The organism is Arthrobacter sp. 2762 (genome assembly GCF_040548745.1).
In the GTDB taxonomy this organism is placed as follows: domain Bacteria; phylum Actinomycetota; class Actinomycetes; order Actinomycetales; family Micrococcaceae; genus Arthrobacter.
Window position 1 is genome coordinate 195,988 of the sequence record NZ_JBEPSI010000009.1, and the last position, 18,296, is coordinate 214,283.

An 18,296-nucleotide genomic window follows, 5' to 3' on the forward strand; every position below is an offset into this window, starting at 1 on the left:
CGCTTGCGTTAATCTTGCGTTGCCACTACCGTCGTTCCCATGTCATCAACAGTGGATGCGGTTGCGGAACGTGCAAATGTCTCGGTATCAACGGTCTCGCGCGCCTTGCGGGATATGCCGGGTGTTTCACAAGCGACGCGCAAGCGCGTGCAGAGAATTGCCCAGGAGCTAGGGTATGTTCCCTCGCTGGCTGGCTCCCGCCTGGCAACTGGCCGGACGGGAGCCATCGCGATTGTCACTCCCAACCTCTCCAAATGGTTCTTTGGGCAGGTGCTGGCATCGGCGGGGCGTGTGCTTCGCCAAGCAGGTTTTGACGTCCTGTTGTACGAACTCGCGGACACTGCCGCGCGGGAGCGTTTCTTCGCGGGGTCGAGCCTTGCCGGGCGAGCTGATGGCGTGTTGGTCATTGCCTTGCAGCCGACTCCGGAGGAGCTGGCCACCCTTGAAGCCCAGAACTTACCGCTCGCGTTTTTGGGGTCGGGAACTCCCGGCAGGTCTGGTGTTCGGGTAGATGATCACGCAGCCGGGAGGGCAGCAGCCCGGCACCTCATCAATTTGGGGCACGAACGCATCGCTTTCGTCGGAATTCGCGAGGCTGCAGACAGCACGCTGGGTGGAGTCCCGCCGGCCAACCGTTTGAAGGGCTACCGCGAGGCCCTGGCTGAGGCTGGGCTGGAGCCCAATCAAGACCTTGAGGTCCACGAGGAGAATTCAACGGCTGGCGGATCAAGAGCGATGGCCCGGTTGTTGTGCGCGGAGGTAGCCCCTACCGCAGTCTTCGTAGCGTCCGATGAAATGGCTTTCGGCGTGTTGCACACTCTGAAGACGGGTGGAATCGATGTTCCGGGCGACATGTCGGTCATTGGCTTCGATAACCACGAACTCTCCGAGATTCTCGGCCTGACCACCATGGACCACTCGGTCGCCCTGCAGGGGTCCGAAACCGCGCGGCGGTTGCTGGCTTTGATAACGCCCGACGCCGGTGCGGAGCCGGATTTGGTGCTGTCCGGCCAGCTGGTTGTTCGCGGCACTACAGCGCCGCCACTTCCCTTGCGGGGCAGGCGCACTGTCACACCACCTGCCTAAGAATCACATCCCGCAGCCAACAATCACACGTTTGAAAAGGACTTAAGCCATGGAATATCGCAAGCTCGGCGCCTCCGGCATGTACATCAGCGAACTGGCCTACGGCAACTGGGTCACGCACGGCGAACAGATCGACCAGGAGGCGGCAACATCCTGCGTACGGCAAGCACTGGATCTTGGGATCACTACGTTCGATACTGCCGACGCTTACGCGGGAACGCGTGCAGAATCGGCCTTGGGCGAAGCACTCAAGGGCGTTCGGCGCGAAGGCCTTGAGATTTTCACCAAGGTCTACTTTCCCACCGGTGAGGGAAAGAACGATCGTGGGCTCTCGCGTAAACACATGATGGAGTCCATCAACGGCTCGTTGCGCAGGCTCGGTACGGATTACGTTGACCTTTACCAAGCCCACCGCTACGACTATGAGACGCCGCTTGAGGAGACGATGCAGGCATTTGCGGATATCGTCCGGGCCGGCAAGGCACTTTACATCGGTGTCTCGGAATGGACTCCGGATGAGATCCGCGCTGGCGCCGCACTTGCCAAGGACCTTGGTATCGGCCTGATTTCGAACCAGCCCCAATACTCAATGCTGTGGCGGGTCATCGAGGAGGAAGTCGTTCCCACCAGCGAGGAGTTGGGCTTGGGACAGATTTGCTGGTCCCCGTTGGCCCAGGGCGTCCTTACAGGCAAGTACATTCCGGGGAAGGGGGCGCCCACCGATTCGCGCTTCACCACCGAGGACGGGACCTTGAAGGACGACCACAAGTTCATGCGTCCGGAGGTGCTGGAGAAGGTTCAGGAATTGCAGCCCATTGCCAAGGAAGCAGGACTGTCCATGGCCGCCCTCGCCGTGGCCTGGGTACTTCAGAACAGCAACGTTTCGGCAGCGATCGTGGGGGCGTCCAAGCCAGAGCAACTGGTGGACAACGCGACGGCGTCGGGCGTGAAGCTTGATGCTGAACTGCTCCACAGGATTGACCAGGTTTTGGAGCCGGTAATCGAGCGGGATCCGGGCAAAGTAGAGTCGTTCCTGACCCGGCCATAACGGGACATATCACCGGGACATATCGATGCTGGTTCCCAACCCATGAAGGACCGCAGCGTCGTACAGCAGCCGGCCGATTGCCAGGTCAAGCATCCCGATTCCCACCGAATTGAAGAGCGTAATGTCGTCCTCGCGTTCACGTCCGATCAACTCGCCGCCGATCACTTCGCCGAGCTCACCCCTGACGTCGTCCAGCGACATGACGCCGTCGGCCACGGCCATCATGAGGTCGCCCGACTTCTCTACCGCCGTCGGCATGCTGTCCACGAACACCCGTGACCGTCGCATCCCCTCCGAATCGATTTCCCGATGCGTGGGGCGTGGGCGTGCACCGACAGCATTGACGTGCAGTCCAGGACGGAACCACTCACCACGAACCAGCGGCTCCACAGACGGCGTCAAAGTGCAGAGGACGTCGGCTGCCTCCACAACTTGCTGGACACTCGATGCCCTCACCACTTCGATCGGGTGATGCGCGGTCCTGGCCTCAAATGCCGCCAATGTAGTGGCGCTTCGTGACCACACCACTACCTTCCGGATGGGAAGAACGGCCATCAATGCTTCAACGTGGGCGATGGCCAAGGCTCCTGCACCCACCAGCCCCAGAGTGGAACTGTCAGGCCGGGCAAGGAACCTGCTGGCCACGGCGCTCGCGGCCGCAGTTCGAATTCGAGTAGGCACCCGTCCGTCCAGAAGGGCGAGTGTTTCTCCTGTCCGTCGATCGGCCAAGAGGATGCTGGAACGTTGGGTAGGCAGCCCCTCATCGTGGTTCGCCGGGATATCGGAAAGCAGCTTCACCGCCGCCAGCTGCTGGGTTTCTGCCAGTCCGGCCATGAGTAAGTAACGCGCCTCCGACGACGGCAGGTGCAGGGAAAGCGGACCGGGCTGAAGTGCAGTGCCGCGGGCAATGTCACCAAAACCGCGTTCGACGGCGGTAATGGTGTCGGTCATGCTGGCGAGGAATTCGAGTGTGGATGCAGTAAGAACAAGTGTCATGAGTGCCTCTGTGTCCGGGGGTGGAAGGAGCTGGGGGATGGGGCAGTTTGCGGACGGCGGGATGGAAGCCTTCCTTCCAACTGGGCGATGGCAGGAGCCCTGCTGTGCTCGATGTGGGCGACGGCCAAGGCCGAGGCCAGTTCTGGTTGCCCCATGCATATCGCTTGGCACAGGGCCCGATGTTCCTGGCAGAGCACTGCAGCGTCCTGTTCCACCACATTTCCGAAAAGCCAGCGCATGCGGTTGGCGACCGGCCTAATGACTGAAGTCAGCAGTTCGTTGCCCGTCAGCCGGAAGATTTCGTCGTGAATGGCGATATTTGTCCTCGCCCGCAGATCGGCATCCTGGCTGTCGATGAGCGTTTCTGCATGTGCCATGACCGTGAGCAGTTGATCAGGAGCGGCACCATCGGCTACCTGCCTCGCGGCAATGCTTGCTGCTGAGACTTCAATGCTGAGCCTGATATCGAAAACTTCATTGACGTCCTGAATGGTCATTTGCCGAACAACCGCACCGTGCCGTGGCCCTGTGGTGGTGTAACCATCGGCCTCGAGTTGAAGCAGGGCTTCCCGGACCGGCACACGGGAAACATTGAGCTCAGAGGATAGTTCCCGCTCCCGGAGCCAGGTCCCGGGCGTCAGGTCCCCGCTGATAATCCGGTCTCTGATGTGCAAGTAGGCCAAGGCTGTGCGTGATGCTGAAACTGGGACATCATCCACGGCTTCACGGTCTGTCATAGGGTCGTGTTCCTGTTCTGGTGGCGTGGGGTCCGGGCCTTGCCGGACCCCACGCTTTCACTTGACGTGGCGAAGGAAATTGGCTGTTCGCTCATTGGATGGATGGTCGAGTACCTGCGCTGCCGGTCCTGATTCGACAATCCGGCCTTCATCCATGAAAACCACTCTGTCCGCGACTTCCCGGGCGAAGCCGATTTCGTGGGTCACGATGATCATCGTCATCCCTTCCTCAGCCACCCGCTTCATGACCGCCAGTACGTCCCCCACCAATTCAGGGTCCAGGGCGCTGGTTGGTTCGTCGAACAACATCAGTTGAGGTTTCATGGCCAGCGCGCGGGCGATTGCTACGCGTTGCTGCTGCCCACCGGAAAGTTGGGCTGGATAGGAGTCCCGTTTCAAGGACAAGCCAACCTTGTCCAGCGCATCCAGCCCTTGTTTGATTGCCTCTGCTTTGGGGAGGCCGAGGACCTTCCGAGGACCATAGGTGACGTTTTGCAGGGCCGTCATGTGATTGAAAAGATTGAAGTGCTGGAAGACCATTCCAATCCTCCGACGCATCAGCGCAGCTTCCTGCTCGGTGTGTTCGTATAGCTGCCCTTTGCGGGTAGTGAACCCCACCCGGTCGCCGTCCACGTTGATGGTGCCGGATTCGATTGCCTCGAGTCCGTTGATGCACCTTAACAATGTGCTCTTGCCGGAGCCTGATGGGCCAAGGACGCAGACAATTTCACCTGGTTCTACCGCCATGTCCACACCGCGAAGGATGTGATTGCGTCCGAGCCATTTGTTGACATCCCGGGCTGACATCAAGGGTGCCTGCTCTTGAAGTACCGTCATGGCCGTCCTGCCTTCCGGATAAGTGAGGATTGCTGTCGCAGCACCGCGGCGCGGCCTATGAAGAGTTGCCGAAATGAGAACCCTGAGGATGCTCCGTCCGGGTTGAACTTCCGCTCCAGGAAGTACTGGCCCACGCTGGCGACGCTGACCAGGATCAGGTACCAAACTGTGGCGACGATGAGCAGGGGAACGATCTTGAAGTTTTGTCCATAGATCAGCTGGGTTTGGGTGAGCAGGTCGCTGCCACCGATGGCTGAGACCAACGAGCTTGCCTTCAGTAGTCCGATGAATTGATTTCCCGTGGGCGGAATGATGACCCTGATGGTTTGAGGCAGGACGATTCGGCGAAGGGCTTGGCCCCGGGTAAGACCGATGCTAAGTCCCGCCTCAGTTTGCCCTTTGTTGACCGAGATGATGCCGCCCCGAATGATCTCCGCCATATATCCGGATTCGGCCAGAGACAGGGCACAGAGGCCTGCGGTGAAACCTGAGATCAATTCATTCGTGTCTGTCCCCAGGATGGTTGGGTAAAGCACGGCGAGATTGAACCAGATGAGGATCTGTACCAGCAGGGGCACGCCTCTGAAGAACCAGACGTAGAGTTTGCCTACTGCTGACGCCACTCGGTTTCTGCTTTGGCACATAAGGGCGACGCCGAAGGCCAGAACCACTGAGATCAGCATGCTGAAAACCGCGAGTTCCAGCGTGACTGCTATGCCCTTGAGGATGGCTGGATGGAACATGAACTGGCCCACGCTGGCCCAGTCAAGCTTTTCATTCCCGGCCTGCGTCCAACAGAATGCGCCGATGATTGCCAGGATCAGGGCTGCGGTGGCCCATTGTCCGTACGGCTTTCGCCTTTTCGCCTTTTCTTTGAAAGCCGCCACAGGTTGATCGGGATTGTGCCGTGGAGCTGTCAGAGGGGAATCGGTCGCCAAATGCACTTTTGTCAGCGCTTCATTATTAGTGGTCATTTGGCGAGGTTGATTCCGGGCTTTGGCAGATCGATGACAGCAACATCCCATTTCTTCAGGATCTCGTCATACGTGCCGTCGGCGTGGATGGCCTCGGTGGCCTTAAGGAAGGCGTCGCGCAATTGAGGGGTCTGCTTGTTGAAGATCATGCCGAGGAAGACTTTTTCCTCGAAATTCACCGGCACGGACTCCAGCTTTCCACCGGTCTCCCTCTGCACCACAGATACGGCCATGTCGGGCCAGAACATGGCGTCCACTCGCCCGGAGGTTAGCGCCAGGTTCTTATCGCTTCCGGTGGGGAAGGTCACCAGTTCCGGGGCAGGCTTGCCTTCGGCGGTGCACGCCTCGGCCATTAGTTTGACCAGGCGTTCGTCGTCGTTGCCCTTGACCCCGCCGATTTTGATTCCGCAGCCGCCGTTGACCTCACTGGTGATCTTCTTGGGGTTGCCTTTGGCCACCATGAAGACGGTTCCTGCCACTTGGTAGTCCACGAAATCAACTTTTTCCTGGCGCCCGGGACGGTCCGTCATTCCAGCAATGGAGGCGTCAAACTTGCCGTTCTGCACGCCGACCAAAAGCTGGTCGAAGGGGACTTTCTGGTACGTGACCTTAAGGCCCAGCTTGGCGGCCATGGCATTCATCAGGTCAATATTGAAGCCTTTGACGCCGTCTTCGCCGATCGGTGTGTAGTTGGCGGGTTCAAAGTCCGGCTGGGTGCCGACGGTGATCGAACCCTTTGCCTTGATGTCTGCGGGAAGCAGATCGCTTAAGGAGGCATTACCGCTTGCTGCCGGTTCCACCTTCGTAGCCGGCTGTGCGGCGCCACCACAGGCGGCGGTGCTTGCGAGTATGCCGACGAGAACTGTCGTTACAGCGACCTTCTTCCAGCATTCAGATACCTGGGGAGCAAAGTTCTTCATTGATCTATCTCCTAACAATTTGAAGGGAACTACTTGGTCTTGAAGGGAACTGCAGGGTCAAAAGTGGGCAGCACGGAATAGCCCGGGGCGTGAACCGCGGGAAATAGGGGGAGGGTTTAGCGGAGGGAGGCGGCGGGGATCAGGTCGGTGCGGGGCTCGTCGACAAACACCCCGTCGGCTGCCATCTGGTCCCAGATTCTCTGGACCACCTTGCCGGCTTTATGGACCAGGGCGGCCTCGTCAACGATGGTCAGGGCGCCGTCGCGGACCTGCCACTGGCCATCTGTCATGACATTCCTGACAGAGAGCCCGTTGGCATACATGAGGTGGTTCAGGGGTTCGCGCGGCACGGTTCCGACGCCGACGAACATGCCACTGACGTCGATGCTCGTGAGGTCTGCTTTCGCTCCGACGGCGATGCGGCCCAGATCTTCACGGCCAAGGCCCCTCGCTCCGCCCAGCGTTGCTGCTTCGACGGCGGTCCAGATGGACGGGCGGACCATGGGCACCGGGGTGGAATCACCCAGGAAGTCAGCACGGATGCGCCCATAAATGACCGCCATCTTCAGGTTTTCGATGTAGTCGTTGGAGTGGGTATCCAAGCCGATGCCGGAGTTGACGCCCGCACCCAGAACCTCTGGCCATGGCCATTGCGCCGGCGTTACTCCCGCTCCCGTACCGGAGGGGCAGTTGGCAAACGTGAAGCTGGAGTTGGCCAGAAGGGGAAGGTCACGTTCGAAGTCAATACCCAGCAGATGGGCGCCGAACACGCGAACGGACCCATCGAAGATGCCCATGCTGTGCAGCCACGGTATTTCATCCTGGCCCCACAACCTGTTCATTGCTACCTTGTCGGGCTGAGGCGCCCGGCCATATCCGGCCTGCAGGTGAATGTGCAGGCCGTGCAGCTCTTGTGCTGCGGACTTCATTGCGGCAAAAGTTTCCGGCGTGTGCACAGCGTTCGTTGCCGGCGCCATCATAGGAAGGATCCGACCATCATCAGCGCCATTGATGGTGCGGGCGTAGTTCAGGTTCTCTTGGATTTCTGCCAGGGTTTCGGGCACAGAATCGAACAACGCTTGATCGTCCGTACCGCGTTTCCATATGGGCAGGATTCGCTTCATCCCCGGGACAGCGCCTGAAGGGTAGCCCCGGATGCCAAACTCGCGGGCAACCCGGACATATGACTGCATTGAGCGGAGGCCCTTGGACATTTCTACTTGAGTCGTACAGCCACCGCGAAGAATTTCAGCGAGGTTCAATGCGGTCATGGTGTCCAGATCTTCGTCCGGAAGGTCTTCAAGGAGCACCATGGCTTTGAGGAATTGCCGTCCCTGCCGCAGCGGCGCACCCTTGCTCATGGGTGTCAGGTTGCCTTCAACATAGCCTCGAGTGGCTGCTCCTCCGGCCACATGGCTGTGCATGGAGATCAGCCCGGGAAGCAGTAGCTGTCCCGGCATATCCACACGCTCGTCGGTGCTGCCCGTGCGGGGCCTTACTTCCTCAATTCGACCGTTCTTGACCACAACCTCGTGATCGGCCAGGAGAACCATCTCGTCGTTGATATGCGCCAAGAGCCAACTCGGGGCCAGAACCAGGGGGCGGCTTTGGTCACGGAAGCCATCAGCTCCGAATCCTCGCATCTTCGCCAGCGCGGACTCGCGCTCGACTTTGTCCACCAGCAGCCCGGTTTGATGAGCCTGGCCTGGGAGAGTGTCGGTTTCTTCTTCGAGTCCCACATTGCCGCCACAGTTGGCGCAGCCAGCTCCGGCCTGTTTCGATGCCACTTCAACTTCTGCCATTCGTCTTTCCTCATCGTCGAGGCGTCCAGTCAGGTGGATGCCGAATAGCGCTGACGGTATACCAAACTAAAAGAGAGCGTCAATAGCAGTGCCAATTTCTGCGCAGCGTCGCGAAGTGACGCCGAACCGAGTGCGGTCTTGGCATACCAATAGGCTATTGCGCTGAGCTCAGGGCAGGGTCTATCGTGATGTGGATAACAAAAAGTTGACGATCGTCACGATATCGATAAAGGAGGATTGCTGGCGCCTGAGGAACCGCAACTCTGCAGCTAACGCGGAACGGTGACCGTGACGGTAGTGCCGGACCCCGGCCGGCTGTTCAACCCGATGGTTCCACCGTGTGCTTCGATGATGGCTTTGCTGAGTGGTAATCCCAGACCTGCCCCGGGTATTGCCGATTCCATTGCCTGATCGGCCCTGAAGAACTTTGTGAAGGCTTCGTCTTGTTCTTCTTCCGTCATACCGATCCCGTGATCGCGGACGGAGAGCTCAACTTCGCCGTTATTTCCCCGGAGACCGATGACTACCTGGGTGCCTTCGGGGGAGAACTTGATGGCGTTGGATAGCAACTGCTCGATCGCTTTGGAGAACTGGCCGGGGTCCACATCTGCCGCTACGTCGCCGTGGATTTGCATAGCAATGGTGATACCCCTTGCGGCGGCCGCAGGCCTGGCATTCTTGACGGACTCCTGGAGCAGTTCGGAAACGTTGGTGGGTCTGCGACGCAGTTCGAGGTCTTCGGACGCGACAAGGAGCAGATCGTTGACAAGGGTTAGCAGGCGTTCAGCGTTCCGTTCGATGATGCCCATGAACGCAGGATTTGGCTGGCCGTCGAGTATTTCCAGATAACCAAGGATGGACGTGAGCGGAGTTCGAAGTTCGTGGGAGATCGTCGCAACGAACTTGTCGCGCGCTGTTTGCGCCTTGACCAGTGCTGTGACGTCGGTGAAAGCAATGATTGAACCCTTCAATTCGCCCGCTTCCCCGACCAGTGGACGTGCGGCGGCGGAAAAGGTCCGCTGCTTCTCCCCATCGCCTACGCGCACAAGTCTGTTGGTGAAACTGGCGCCTCGGACAGCAAGATCGGCAGGACTGTTCCGTTCTTCATCGGAGTGACCAGTCCCCACGGTGAACGGGTTCACGGCGTCCGTCGACTCCTGAACCCACGAGCGGTCGGCGCGAAGGCGACGGTTGGTGAGAATGTCAGCACCGTTTGCGTCCATGGCCCAGACTCCAACATTGACCGTTTCAAGGACCGTATCCAGGAGCTGCGCGTGTTCTTTGGTAGCACCATGGAGCCGCACCAATTCGCGATCCTTCAGGTCCAGCCGGTCGCCGTGTTTGATCAGCCCGCGGGCAACAGCATGTCCAGTGATCGCCAAACCACCCATGATGGCAGGGAAGACAATCATGCGGATCAGCTCCGACCGTTCAACCTCGTGACCCAACACGAACGGCGAAGCAACGGTGGCGCAAAGCGGTGCCAGGACGGCCAGGGCAACGCGGACCTTGCTGGCGCTGACCGACAGCCAGATAACTGGGAATGCCATGACCAGTCCCACGACGCTGAGGACGGGACCACCAACCTCGCGCAGGAGGCCGAGAGCAAGACAATCCAGTACGGGGATGAGGACGAAGCTCCATGTCGGAAGGCGGTTCCACGGAAGAACGAGGCATGCCGCCAGGATCACGACTTGCAGGAAAAGGACGAGGAAGAAGGCAGGGTGTAAGAGGCTTGCTGGGTTGAAGAGAACCGCAAGGAAAACAATGAAGGCCACCGTGGCCATCATTGGCAGCTGGCACAGCACAATCGCCCTGCGCGTTCCGATTCTGCTGAAATAATCCTCCAGCGGCAAGAAAACGCTATCCCCCATAGCCAAGCACCTTCCATCCCCCCGGATCTCAAAAACCAAGCCCTGCTGCCAAGCATAGTGATTTACGGATCAGCAAAGACAAGGCGCGGTGGCAGGAAAGCACGGAATCTGGTGGAAAGTGCGGCCCTACTGGATCAAGTACACGGCAAGCAACCGAGTAGTCGGGCCGGCCGGAAACGAGTACCCACTACTCGTGACGGGGCCCTTCTGCAGCCGATTCAATGGAGCACAGTGGATCTGAAATGACGTTTGTTGGAGGGGTTTACGTTGAGTACAGGAATGGAATCGGCAGCAATGTTCGCGGGGTCGCTGCCCGGGCTTCTCCTTATGTCCGTGGGACAAATAATGGTAGTGGTATGCCTGTGCTTCGATATGGTGCGGGCACTGTCCCTGCCGAGTTCACGCCCGCGGTACGTGGCGAATACGATTTTCAGGACCTTGGCGGTGCCTTCCATCCTCGTGATGGGGATCAGCGCGCTCGCTGAAGCGGTCAGCTGGTCATGGATTCAGGTGGCTATGAGTATGGCCGTGCTGGTGATGATCATCTTCCGCTGGCACTACGACAAGGACGAAGACAACTGGTGGAAGGGCAAGGGCAAAAAGTTGGCCCGTTGGACGCGTAAGCAGCTCTCACCACCACCCGTGGTTGCGCCTGTAATGGGCTGACAAAAACTCAAGGATAAGGCCGTGCCGATGGTGGCGCGGCCTTGTTTTTGTGTGGGCAAAGCAGGGAATTCCTAGGTTTGGCGCAGGAAATGCGCAGGTTCCAGAGGCTTTCCACAGGAAGTCCCAAGGACTCCGAAATGGGCTTCACTCCGTTGCTACGTTGTTAGGGAGCTGGTATCGGGCCAGCCCACATCTCCCCAACTCGCTCAGGAGTTTTCAAAATGTTTGCTACCTTCCGCACCATCGCATCCCGTGCTCGTCGTGAAGAGAACGGCGCTACCGCCGTCGAATACGGCATCATGGTTGCCCTTATCGCAGTCGTCATCATTGTTGCTGTAACCCTGCTTGGCGGGAACCTCGTCGAGACCTTCAACAGCTCAGCCTGTGCGGTCAAGGGCGGCACCTGGACTGCTACCACCGCCACCGTCGGCAATGTCCAGGGCGTCCCAGGCAGCTGCTCAAAGTAGTCCGCTCACGGCGGGTACCCGGGTGGGTGGGTCGGTGGCCCCACCCACCCGTTCCTCTTTCCACTTTCGATAAGAAGGCAGATCCACATGCACAGGACATCAGAACGGGGTGCCGTAGCGGTCGAGTTCGCGTTGCTCGCACCCGTCCTGATCCTCCTGGTGCTGGGGATCATGGAATTCGGGCGGGCCTACAATGCGCAGGTCTCGCTCACGAACGCTGCCCGCGAGGGCGTGCGCGTGATGTCGATCGCGAATGATCAGTCGGCAGCCAGGACGGCGGCGAAAAACGCGGCTGTAACCCTGAACCCGAAGTTGGCAGATGCGAACTTCACCTTCAGTGCCACCAGCTGCACGTCCGGCGCGCAGATGTCCGTAACCGTCAAGTACACACTCAGCACCCTCACGGGAATCGCAGGACCGTTCCCGATGCAAGGCGTAGGGGTGATGGTATGTGGCGGCTAAAGGGCAATGACGACGACGGCGAACGCGGTGCAGTCGCGGTCCTCATAGCTCTGATTCTGGTTGCGCTTCTTGGTTTTGCCGCTCTCGCTGTGGATGCTGGAATGCTCTACTCGGAAAAGGCGCAAGCGCAGAATGGATCCGATGCCGCGGCCCTGGCCGTGGCGGAGAAGTGTGCCGCCAGCACCAGCGACCCGAATTGCTCCACTACGTCCCAGATCGCCAAGGACATGGCCAACAAGAATGCTATAGACGGCCTTGGAAACATCAACTCGGTAAACCTTGATCTGACTAACCGGAAGGTAACCGTGTCCGCCGGCTCCCAGCAAGCGGGCGGCGCTCCAAATGCTGTTTCGCTCGTCTTCGGCCGTGTCCTGGGCATGAATTCGGCGGACGTTGTGACTTCGTCCACTGTTCAATGGGGCAGTCCTCGTGCTGGAACAACTCCATTTCCCCTGGCGTTTTCGATCTGCCAGGTGCAAGGGTACGTTGGCGGTGTCCAGCAGCTTTTGCAGGCTCACGGCACCGGCGCCAACCCCAGCTGCAACTACGGGCCTTCAGGCGCGGCAGTAGAGGGCGGGTTCGGATGGACTGTCCAGGATCCTGGCGTGTGCGGTGGCACCATTGACCTGGCGCTCAGCGAAGGCGGCAGCGCCCCCGGGAACAGCGTGCCGCCAAACTGTGCAACCACCCTCAACAAGTGGGCCGCCACCATCAATGCCGGAAAAGACATCATTGTGCTCCTTCCGGTCTTCAATGCCGTTACGGGCACAGGCAGTGGAGCCATTTACCACTTGATCTCGTTTGCCGCGTTCAAGGTGACGGGATGGAAGTTCAGCGGCGGCAGCAGCCTTCCGGACACCTTCCATAACGAGAGTCCCTATGTTTCCTCCTCGCTGTCCTGCACCGGAAATTGCCGGGGGATCGTGGGGAGATTCGTCAAGTACGTATCGCTGGCAGACGGCTACTCCTTGGGACCTGTGGATGCCAATGGTGTCACCGTAGTGCGCCTGACCAACTAGTCTTTGCAATTTTTAAGCACAGGAGTGTTAAGTGAAATCACGCTTATTGGCAGGATCGGCAGCAGCGCTGCTGGCGGTCATAGGGGTGATTCTCGTGTTCGTCTACGCGCAGGGCGCGGATCAACGGGCTGTCCAGAATCTTGCCCCTGTTGAGGTCTTGATGGTCAAGGCACCGATTCCAGCCGGCACACCGGTGGAAGCGATGAAGGCTTCCTTGGCCGCCCAGCAACTTCCGGAGTCTTCTGTCCCCGCATCAGCACTGAAGACCCTTGCCGATTCGACTGGCAAGGTGGCTGCCGTGGACCTCGTTCCGGGCGAACCATTGGTGGCCGAGCGTCTTGTAGCTCCGGAGGCACTGAAGACTCCTGGAAACGTAGCGGTGCCTCCCGGAATGCAGGAGGTCTCGTTCCAGCTGGAGCCCCAACGGGTGGTGGGGGGACGGTTGGTTCCTGGTGACCACATCGGGATTTTCATTTCAATGGCCAACGGTGGAATCGAGTCCAAGCCAGACAAGGAAACCACCGAATTGTCCATTCACAAGGTGCTTGTGACCGCAGTGCAGCGGGCCCCCGAGCCGGCGGCGGCACAGCCCAGCCCCAGCCCCACTCCCGGGACCCAAGCGCCGGATCCCAAGGACAGCACCCTGCCCACCGGTTCCCTGCTCCTGACCGTAGCAGTGGGGGACTCGGACGCAGCCAAGATCGTTTTCGCCTCAGAGTTCGCCAAAATCTGGCTGAGTAAGGAGCCAGTGGACGCCCAGGAGAGCGGACCCAGAATCATCCAACGGAGCGAGGTGTACAAGTGAGCCGGTTTGTCCTGATAACTCCCAGTGCTGAATTCGATCAGCGGTTGCGTCAAGCCGTTGCCGGCGGCCTCCCCGGAAGCGTGCAGACGTTCTTCACCAATGTGCTGCCTGTGGACCCTGCCGAGCTCTTTGGTGCCCTCAACCAGGAACCACTCGAAGTGCTGATCCTGGGTCCCGAGGTGCCCGTGGAGGACGCGATGCGCTTGGCTACAGTCCTTAATGTTCAAGTGCCGGAACTCAGCGTGCTTCTTGTCGCCGAGCCGCAGCCAGACTTTATCCTCCAGGCGATGCGATCGGGCATCCGCGACATCATGAGCCCATCCGCGGACATGGCGGAGATAAGGGTCACGCTGGAGCGGGCGTGCCAGTCGTTCGCCACTCGACAGAGGACGTCGGAACCTAAGCCATCCGGTGCACCCAAAGGCCTGGTGATCGGCGTCTTTTCTCCCAAGGGCGGTGTGGGCAAGACGACCATCGCCACGAATATCGCTGTGGGGCTGGGCAAGATAGCGCCCATGAGCGTAGTGATAGTGGATCTGGATTTGCAATTCGGGGATGTCGCCTCGGGGCTCTATCTCAATCCGGAGCATACGGTTACAGACGCAGTCACACCGTCGGCCAGCCAGGATTCCCTGGTGCTCAAGGCCTTTCTCACTGTGCATCCGGCGAGCATCTACGCCCTTTGTGCGCCCAAAAACCCTGTTGAAGCAGATGAAATTACTCCCGAACAGGTGGGTCGGCTGCTGGAGCAACTTGCCGAAGAGTTTCAGTACGTGGTGGTTGATACAGCCCCTGGGCTGCCTGAGATCGGCCTCGCGGCGCTGGAGCAGTGCACGGACGCCGTGTGGGTGTCAGCCATGGATGTGCCAAGTGTTCGGGGCCTGCGCTCCGGGTTGGACATCCTTCGCAAGTTGAATCTGCTCCCGGAAACCCGCCATGTGGTGCTCAATATGGCCGATTCCAAATCCGGGTTGTCCGTCCAGGACGTTGAATCGACCGTTGGTGCCCCCGTTGATGTCAGCATCCCCCGGTCAAAAGCAGTGGCGCTCTCCACCAACCGTGGAATTCCGGTGCTGCAAGAGGGGCCGAAGGATCCAGCTATCAAGGGATTGAACCATCTCGTTGAACGCTTCAACCCCGCATGGCGGGCCTCGTCCCAGCGAAAACTGCATAGGAGGGTGGTAGTCCAGTGAAGCTCTCTGAACGTCTGCGCGATGCCGAGCAAGGATCCGCGGATCCAGCGGTTGGGCCTGGGCAAGGACTAAAGCCGGTCTCGACGGCGAACCCCACCTTTGCGCAGGCCGCACAGCAGGCCAAACCAAACGTTCTAACGAAGGCGGCCGCGGTTGGGTCGAAACCACACCTCTCGGCGAAATTGGCTGATCATCCGGACGCTCCGATGCCAAAGGCCCAGCAGCCGGTGGACGCCTTCGCTGCGCTGAAGCGACGCGCCGCAACCGCATTGTTTGAACGCCTGGGTGCGAGGTTCAACGACTCAACGTTGAGTGAGCAGGAACTGCGGACTGCTGCCCGCGAAGAGCTGACCAGGATCATCGACTCTGAACAAGTGCCGCTCTCTCCCGAGGAGCGGAGCCGGCTTGTGGCGGATGTGGCCGACGACGTCCTGGGCTACGGGCCACTGCAACGACTGCTCGATGACCCCGAAGTTACGGAGATCATGGTCAACAGGATGGACCAGATTTACGTCGAACGGCGCGGCAAGCTCATCCTCACTGATTCCGGCTTTAGCTCCGAAGATCATCTGAGAAGAGTCATCGAACGCATCGTCTCCAAGGTGGGACGTCGAATCGACGAGTCATCCCCGCTGGTCGACGCCCGGTTGGAGGACGGCTCACGCGTCAACGCCGTGATTCCGCCGCTTGCTGTTGGCGGTTCGTCCCTGACCATCCGAAAATTCAGCAAAGTGCCCTTGACCATCAGAAACTTGATCGATTTCGGCACGCTGACCCCGGAAATCGCCGAACTGCTGAACGCCTGTGTCAAAGCGAAACTGAACATTATTGTTTCCGGCGGTACCGGAACCGGCAAAACTACGCTGTTGAATGTCCTGTCTTCCTTCATTCCTGACGACAATCGGATCGTCACTATTGAGGACGCCGTGGAACTGCAGATCCAGCAGCAGCACGTGGTCAGGCTTGAGAGCCGGCCACCAAACACGGAGGGCAAGGGCGAAGTCACTATTCGGGAGCTGCTCAGGAACTCCCTCCGTATGCGCCCGGACAGGATCGTTGTTGGCGAGGTGCGCGGGGGAGAGTCGCTGGACATGCTGCAAGCCATGAACACCGGGCACGACGGTTCCCTCTCAACAGTGCACTCCAATTCTCCCCGGGACGCCGTCGCCAGGCTTGAAACGCTGGTTCTTATGGCCGGAATGGACCTGCCACTGCGGGCAATCCGTGAGCAACTCGCGTCCGCGGTGAATCTTATTATCCAAATTTCCCGGCTCCGCGATGGAACGCGCCGCATCACCCATGTGACCGAGGTCCAAGGCATGGAGGGCGATATTGTCACGCTCCAGGACGCTTTTGTTTTCGACTATTCGGCCGGGGTTGACGCTCACGGTAGGTTTCTGGGCCGACCGGTATCCACGGGTATCCGTCCGCGGTTCATCGATCGCTTCACGGACCTGGGCATTCATGTTTCTCCGGAGCTTTTCGCGGCTCCACTAACGTCGACGCCGAGGACGTGAGCGCGCCATGATTCTTTTCGTCGGGCTGGCCCTTATGCTGTCAGCCATCGTGCTGTTCGGGGTAGCCGTCATTTTGCCAAAGACCCCCGACGTTCCGCTGGACCGGAGGAGGCCCTACCAGGTAGGTCCCGGTTCCCACCTGACTCGATTCACCGGGTCCACAACTGACGTACTTCATCGGGTGCTGACGCAGCGCAACGTTCGGCTTTTCAACCGCGAAGAGCTGGACAATGCCGGCGTGCGGATGAGTCAAGCGGACTTCGTTATCCTGGTGATCGCAGGCGCTGTTGTGGGAGCTTTGATCGGGCTGGTTGTTGGCGGCATCATCGGTGCCATTCTCCTCAGCGTTTTGGCGCCCTTCGTGGCTCGGCTGGTTCTGAAGTTCCGGGCGGGCAAAAGGCGTGACAAGTTCGATGATCAGCTTGGCGACACACTTCAGCTTCTTTCGGGTGGCCTACGGGCTGGTCACAGTATCCTGCGGGCCATCGACGCCGCTGCCACGGAATCAGTCAGCCCCACATCTGAAGAAATGCGCAGAGTCATCACGGAGACCAGTCTGGGACGGGACTTGCAAGCTTCCCTGAACGATACGGCGGAAAGAATGCGGAACGAGGATTTCGTGTGGATAGCGCAAGCAATCCAGATCAACCGTGAGGTGGGTGGGAACCTCGCAGACGTGCTGGACCAGGTGAACGACACCATTCGCGAACGCAGCGAAATCAAAGGACACATCAAGTCCCTGGCTGCCGAGGGAAAGTTCTCGGCCTACATTCTGATGGCTCTTCCGGTGGGAATCGTCATCATGCTCATGATCGTCAACCCCGGCTATATGAACGTGATGTTTACCAATCCGCTGGGTTGGGGCATGATTGCCGCTTCCCTCATCTTTATGACCATCGGTGGTCTGTGGATGCGCAAAATCATCGATTTGAAATTCTGAGGTGAACCTTGCACCCCTTCCTGCTTTTATCCCTGGTGCTCGTTCCGCTGCCGAGCGCGTATTTCGCGTGGTCCCTCCTTTCGACTGACCGGAGGACTCCGCGGGCAGTCCGCGAGCTGCTCTCGAGGGGTCAAATCGCCATTGAAGTGGAGCAGCAGAGCAGGAGCGGGGCTTTGGAGCGCCTGGGCTACAGGCTTACTCCTGGTAGTTACGTCCAGAAACTGGACAGGCTACTGGCGTTGGCCGGGCGTCCGGCCTCCCTCCCTCTGGGACGTGTCCTCGCCGCCAAGCCTGCGCTTGGCCTTCTCGGTGCGATTTTTGGTGTGTTCATCACTACCACCAGCCAGAGCGGACTCATCAAGCTTGTGGGGATCTTTGTGGTCCTGCTGGGATACTTCATTCCGGACCTGATGCTTTACAGCAAAGGTCAGGAACGTCAGAAGAAAATACAGTTGGAACTCGCCAACACCATGGACCAAATGCTCATCTCGGTGGAGGCCGGCCTCGGCTTCGAAGGAGCCATGGCTCGCGCCGGAGAAAACGGCAAGGGACCGCTGGCGGAGGAACTTGTCAGGACACTCCAGGACATGCAGGTTGGACGGAGCCGCCGCGAGTCGTATCTCGCGTTGGCCCAACGGACCAACATTCCGGAACTGAGAAGCTTCGTGCAGGCCGTTATCCAGGCTGACACGTACGGGATTGCCATTAGTCGGGTGTTGAAAGTTCAGGCGAAGGTCATGAGGGTTAAGCGCCGGCAACGCGCCGAGGAGAAAGCCATGAAGCTTCCGGTAACAATTCTCTTTCCCCTGCTATTCTTCATCTTTCCGGTCCTGTTTATTGCCATCCTGGGACCAGCGGTCATCAACACCATAACAACGCTCAGCGGTGGATGAAACGCAGCCAATTTGCGTATTCAAAAGAAACTCAAGAAATCAGGAGGCGCTGAGGATTTG

18 protein-coding genes are annotated in these 18,296 nt (G+C 59.2%); 11 read left to right on the plus strand and 7 right to left on the minus strand.

Annotated elements, in window-relative coordinates:
- Positions 1–39 precede the first annotated feature (39 nt).
- Both ABIE18_RS17255 and ABIE18_RS17260 read left to right on the plus strand, forming a co-directional pair.
- Positions 40–1,086, plus strand: coding sequence for a LacI family DNA-binding transcriptional regulator (locus tag ABIE18_RS17255; RefSeq protein WP_499723849.1), 1,047 nt, complete (start codon positions 40–42; stop codon positions 1,084–1,086).
- Positions 1,087–1,135: 49 nt separating this feature from the next.
- A complete protein-coding gene (locus ABIE18_RS17260) occupies positions 1,136–2,134 on the plus strand; it encodes an aldo/keto reductase family protein (RefSeq protein WP_499723850.1) in 999 nt (332 codons plus the stop codon).
- A 9-nt stretch (positions 2,135–2,143) separates the two neighbouring features.
- Here the strand turns inward: ABIE18_RS17260 and ABIE18_RS17265 are convergent, their stop codons facing one another.
- The 7 genes from ABIE18_RS17265 to ABIE18_RS17295 form a co-directional block, all read right to left on the minus strand.
- Positions 2,144–3,130, minus strand: coding sequence for an ornithine cyclodeaminase family protein (locus ABIE18_RS17265; RefSeq protein WP_499723851.1), 987 nt, complete (start codon positions 3,128–3,130; stop codon positions 2,144–2,146).
- Positions 3,127–3,867, minus strand: a complete 741-nt coding sequence (locus ABIE18_RS17270) for a GntR family transcriptional regulator (protein WP_499723852.1) — start codon at positions 3,865–3,867, stop codon at positions 3,127–3,129. The genes ABIE18_RS17265 and ABIE18_RS17270 overlap by 4 nt, the downstream gene beginning before the upstream one ends.
- 57 nt (positions 3,868–3,924) lie before the next feature.
- Complete coding sequence (locus ABIE18_RS17275; RefSeq protein ID WP_499723853.1) at positions 3,925–4,704, minus strand: amino acid ABC transporter ATP-binding protein; 780 nt, start codon at positions 4,702–4,704, stop codon at positions 3,925–3,927.
- Positions 4,701–5,678 (minus strand): amino acid ABC transporter permease, encoded by a 978-nt coding sequence (locus ABIE18_RS17280; protein ID WP_499723854.1) that lies wholly within the window; start codon positions 5,676–5,678, stop codon positions 4,701–4,703. Before ABIE18_RS17280 ends, ABIE18_RS17275 begins: the two co-directional genes overlap by 4 nt.
- Entirely contained in the window at positions 5,675–6,598 is a 924-nt protein-coding gene (locus ABIE18_RS17285; protein WP_499723855.1) for an ABC transporter substrate-binding protein, read from the minus strand. Before ABIE18_RS17285 ends, ABIE18_RS17280 begins: the two co-directional genes overlap by 4 nt.
- A gap of 116 nt (positions 6,599–6,714) precedes the next feature.
- Positions 6,715–8,400: an amidohydrolase family protein gene (locus ABIE18_RS17290; protein WP_499723856.1), complete on the minus strand. Its 1,686-nt coding sequence runs from the start codon at positions 8,398–8,400 to the stop codon at positions 6,715–6,717.
- 269 nt (positions 8,401–8,669) lie between these two features.
- Positions 8,670–10,274 (minus strand): ATP-binding protein, encoded by a 1,605-nt coding sequence (locus tag ABIE18_RS17295; RefSeq protein ID WP_499723857.1) that lies wholly within the window; start codon positions 10,272–10,274, stop codon positions 8,670–8,672.
- A gap of 279 nt (positions 10,275–10,553) precedes the next feature.
- Here ABIE18_RS17295 and ABIE18_RS17300 point away from each other — a divergent pair, with 279 nt between their 5' ends.
- The 9 genes from ABIE18_RS17300 (at position 10,554) to ABIE18_RS17340 (ending at position 18,236) form a co-directional block, all read left to right on the plus strand.
- Positions 10,554–10,940, plus strand: a complete 387-nt coding sequence (locus tag ABIE18_RS17300) for a hypothetical protein (protein WP_499723858.1) — start codon at positions 10,554–10,556, stop codon at positions 10,938–10,940.
- A 221-nt stretch (positions 10,941–11,161) separates the two neighbouring features.
- A complete protein-coding gene (locus tag ABIE18_RS17305; RefSeq protein WP_224165174.1) occupies positions 11,162–11,407 on the plus strand; it encodes a Flp family type IVb pilin in 246 nt (81 codons plus the stop codon).
- Positions 11,408–11,494: 87 nt separating this feature from the next.
- The gene (locus tag ABIE18_RS17310) at positions 11,495–11,869 is read left to right on the plus strand and encodes a TadE/TadG family type IV pilus assembly protein (protein WP_216926392.1); all 375 of its coding nucleotides are present in this window, start codon (positions 11,495–11,497) and stop codon (positions 11,867–11,869) included.
- Entirely contained in the window at positions 11,857–12,888 is a 1,032-nt protein-coding gene (locus ABIE18_RS17315) for a Tad domain-containing protein (RefSeq protein WP_499723859.1), read from the plus strand. Before ABIE18_RS17310 ends, ABIE18_RS17315 begins: the two co-directional genes overlap by 13 nt.
- Positions 12,889–12,919: 31 nt before the next feature.
- Positions 12,920–13,693 carry a Flp pilus assembly protein CpaB gene (gene cpaB / locus ABIE18_RS17320; protein WP_499723860.1) on the plus strand — a complete coding sequence of 258 codons (774 nt, stop codon included), beginning with the start codon at positions 12,920–12,922 and terminating at the stop codon, positions 13,691–13,693.
- Positions 13,690–14,886, plus strand: coding sequence for a CpaE/TadZ family protein (locus ABIE18_RS17325; RefSeq protein ID WP_499723861.1), 1,197 nt, complete (start codon positions 13,690–13,692; stop codon positions 14,884–14,886). Before cpaB ends, ABIE18_RS17325 begins: the two co-directional genes overlap by 4 nt.
- A gap of 206 nt (positions 14,887–15,092) precedes the next feature.
- Positions 15,093–16,403, plus strand: a complete 1,311-nt coding sequence (locus ABIE18_RS17330) for a TadA family conjugal transfer-associated ATPase (protein WP_499723910.1) — start codon at positions 15,093–15,095, stop codon at positions 16,401–16,403.
- Between the two features lie 7 nt (positions 16,404–16,410).
- Positions 16,411–17,343, plus strand: a complete 933-nt coding sequence (locus tag ABIE18_RS17335; protein WP_499723862.1) for a type II secretion system F family protein — start codon at positions 16,411–16,413, stop codon at positions 17,341–17,343.
- Positions 17,344–17,351: 8 nt separating this feature from the next.
- Entirely contained in the window at positions 17,352–18,236 is an 885-nt protein-coding gene (locus ABIE18_RS17340) for a type II secretion system F family protein (protein WP_499723863.1), read from the plus strand.
- Positions 18,237–18,296 lie beyond the last annotated feature (60 nt).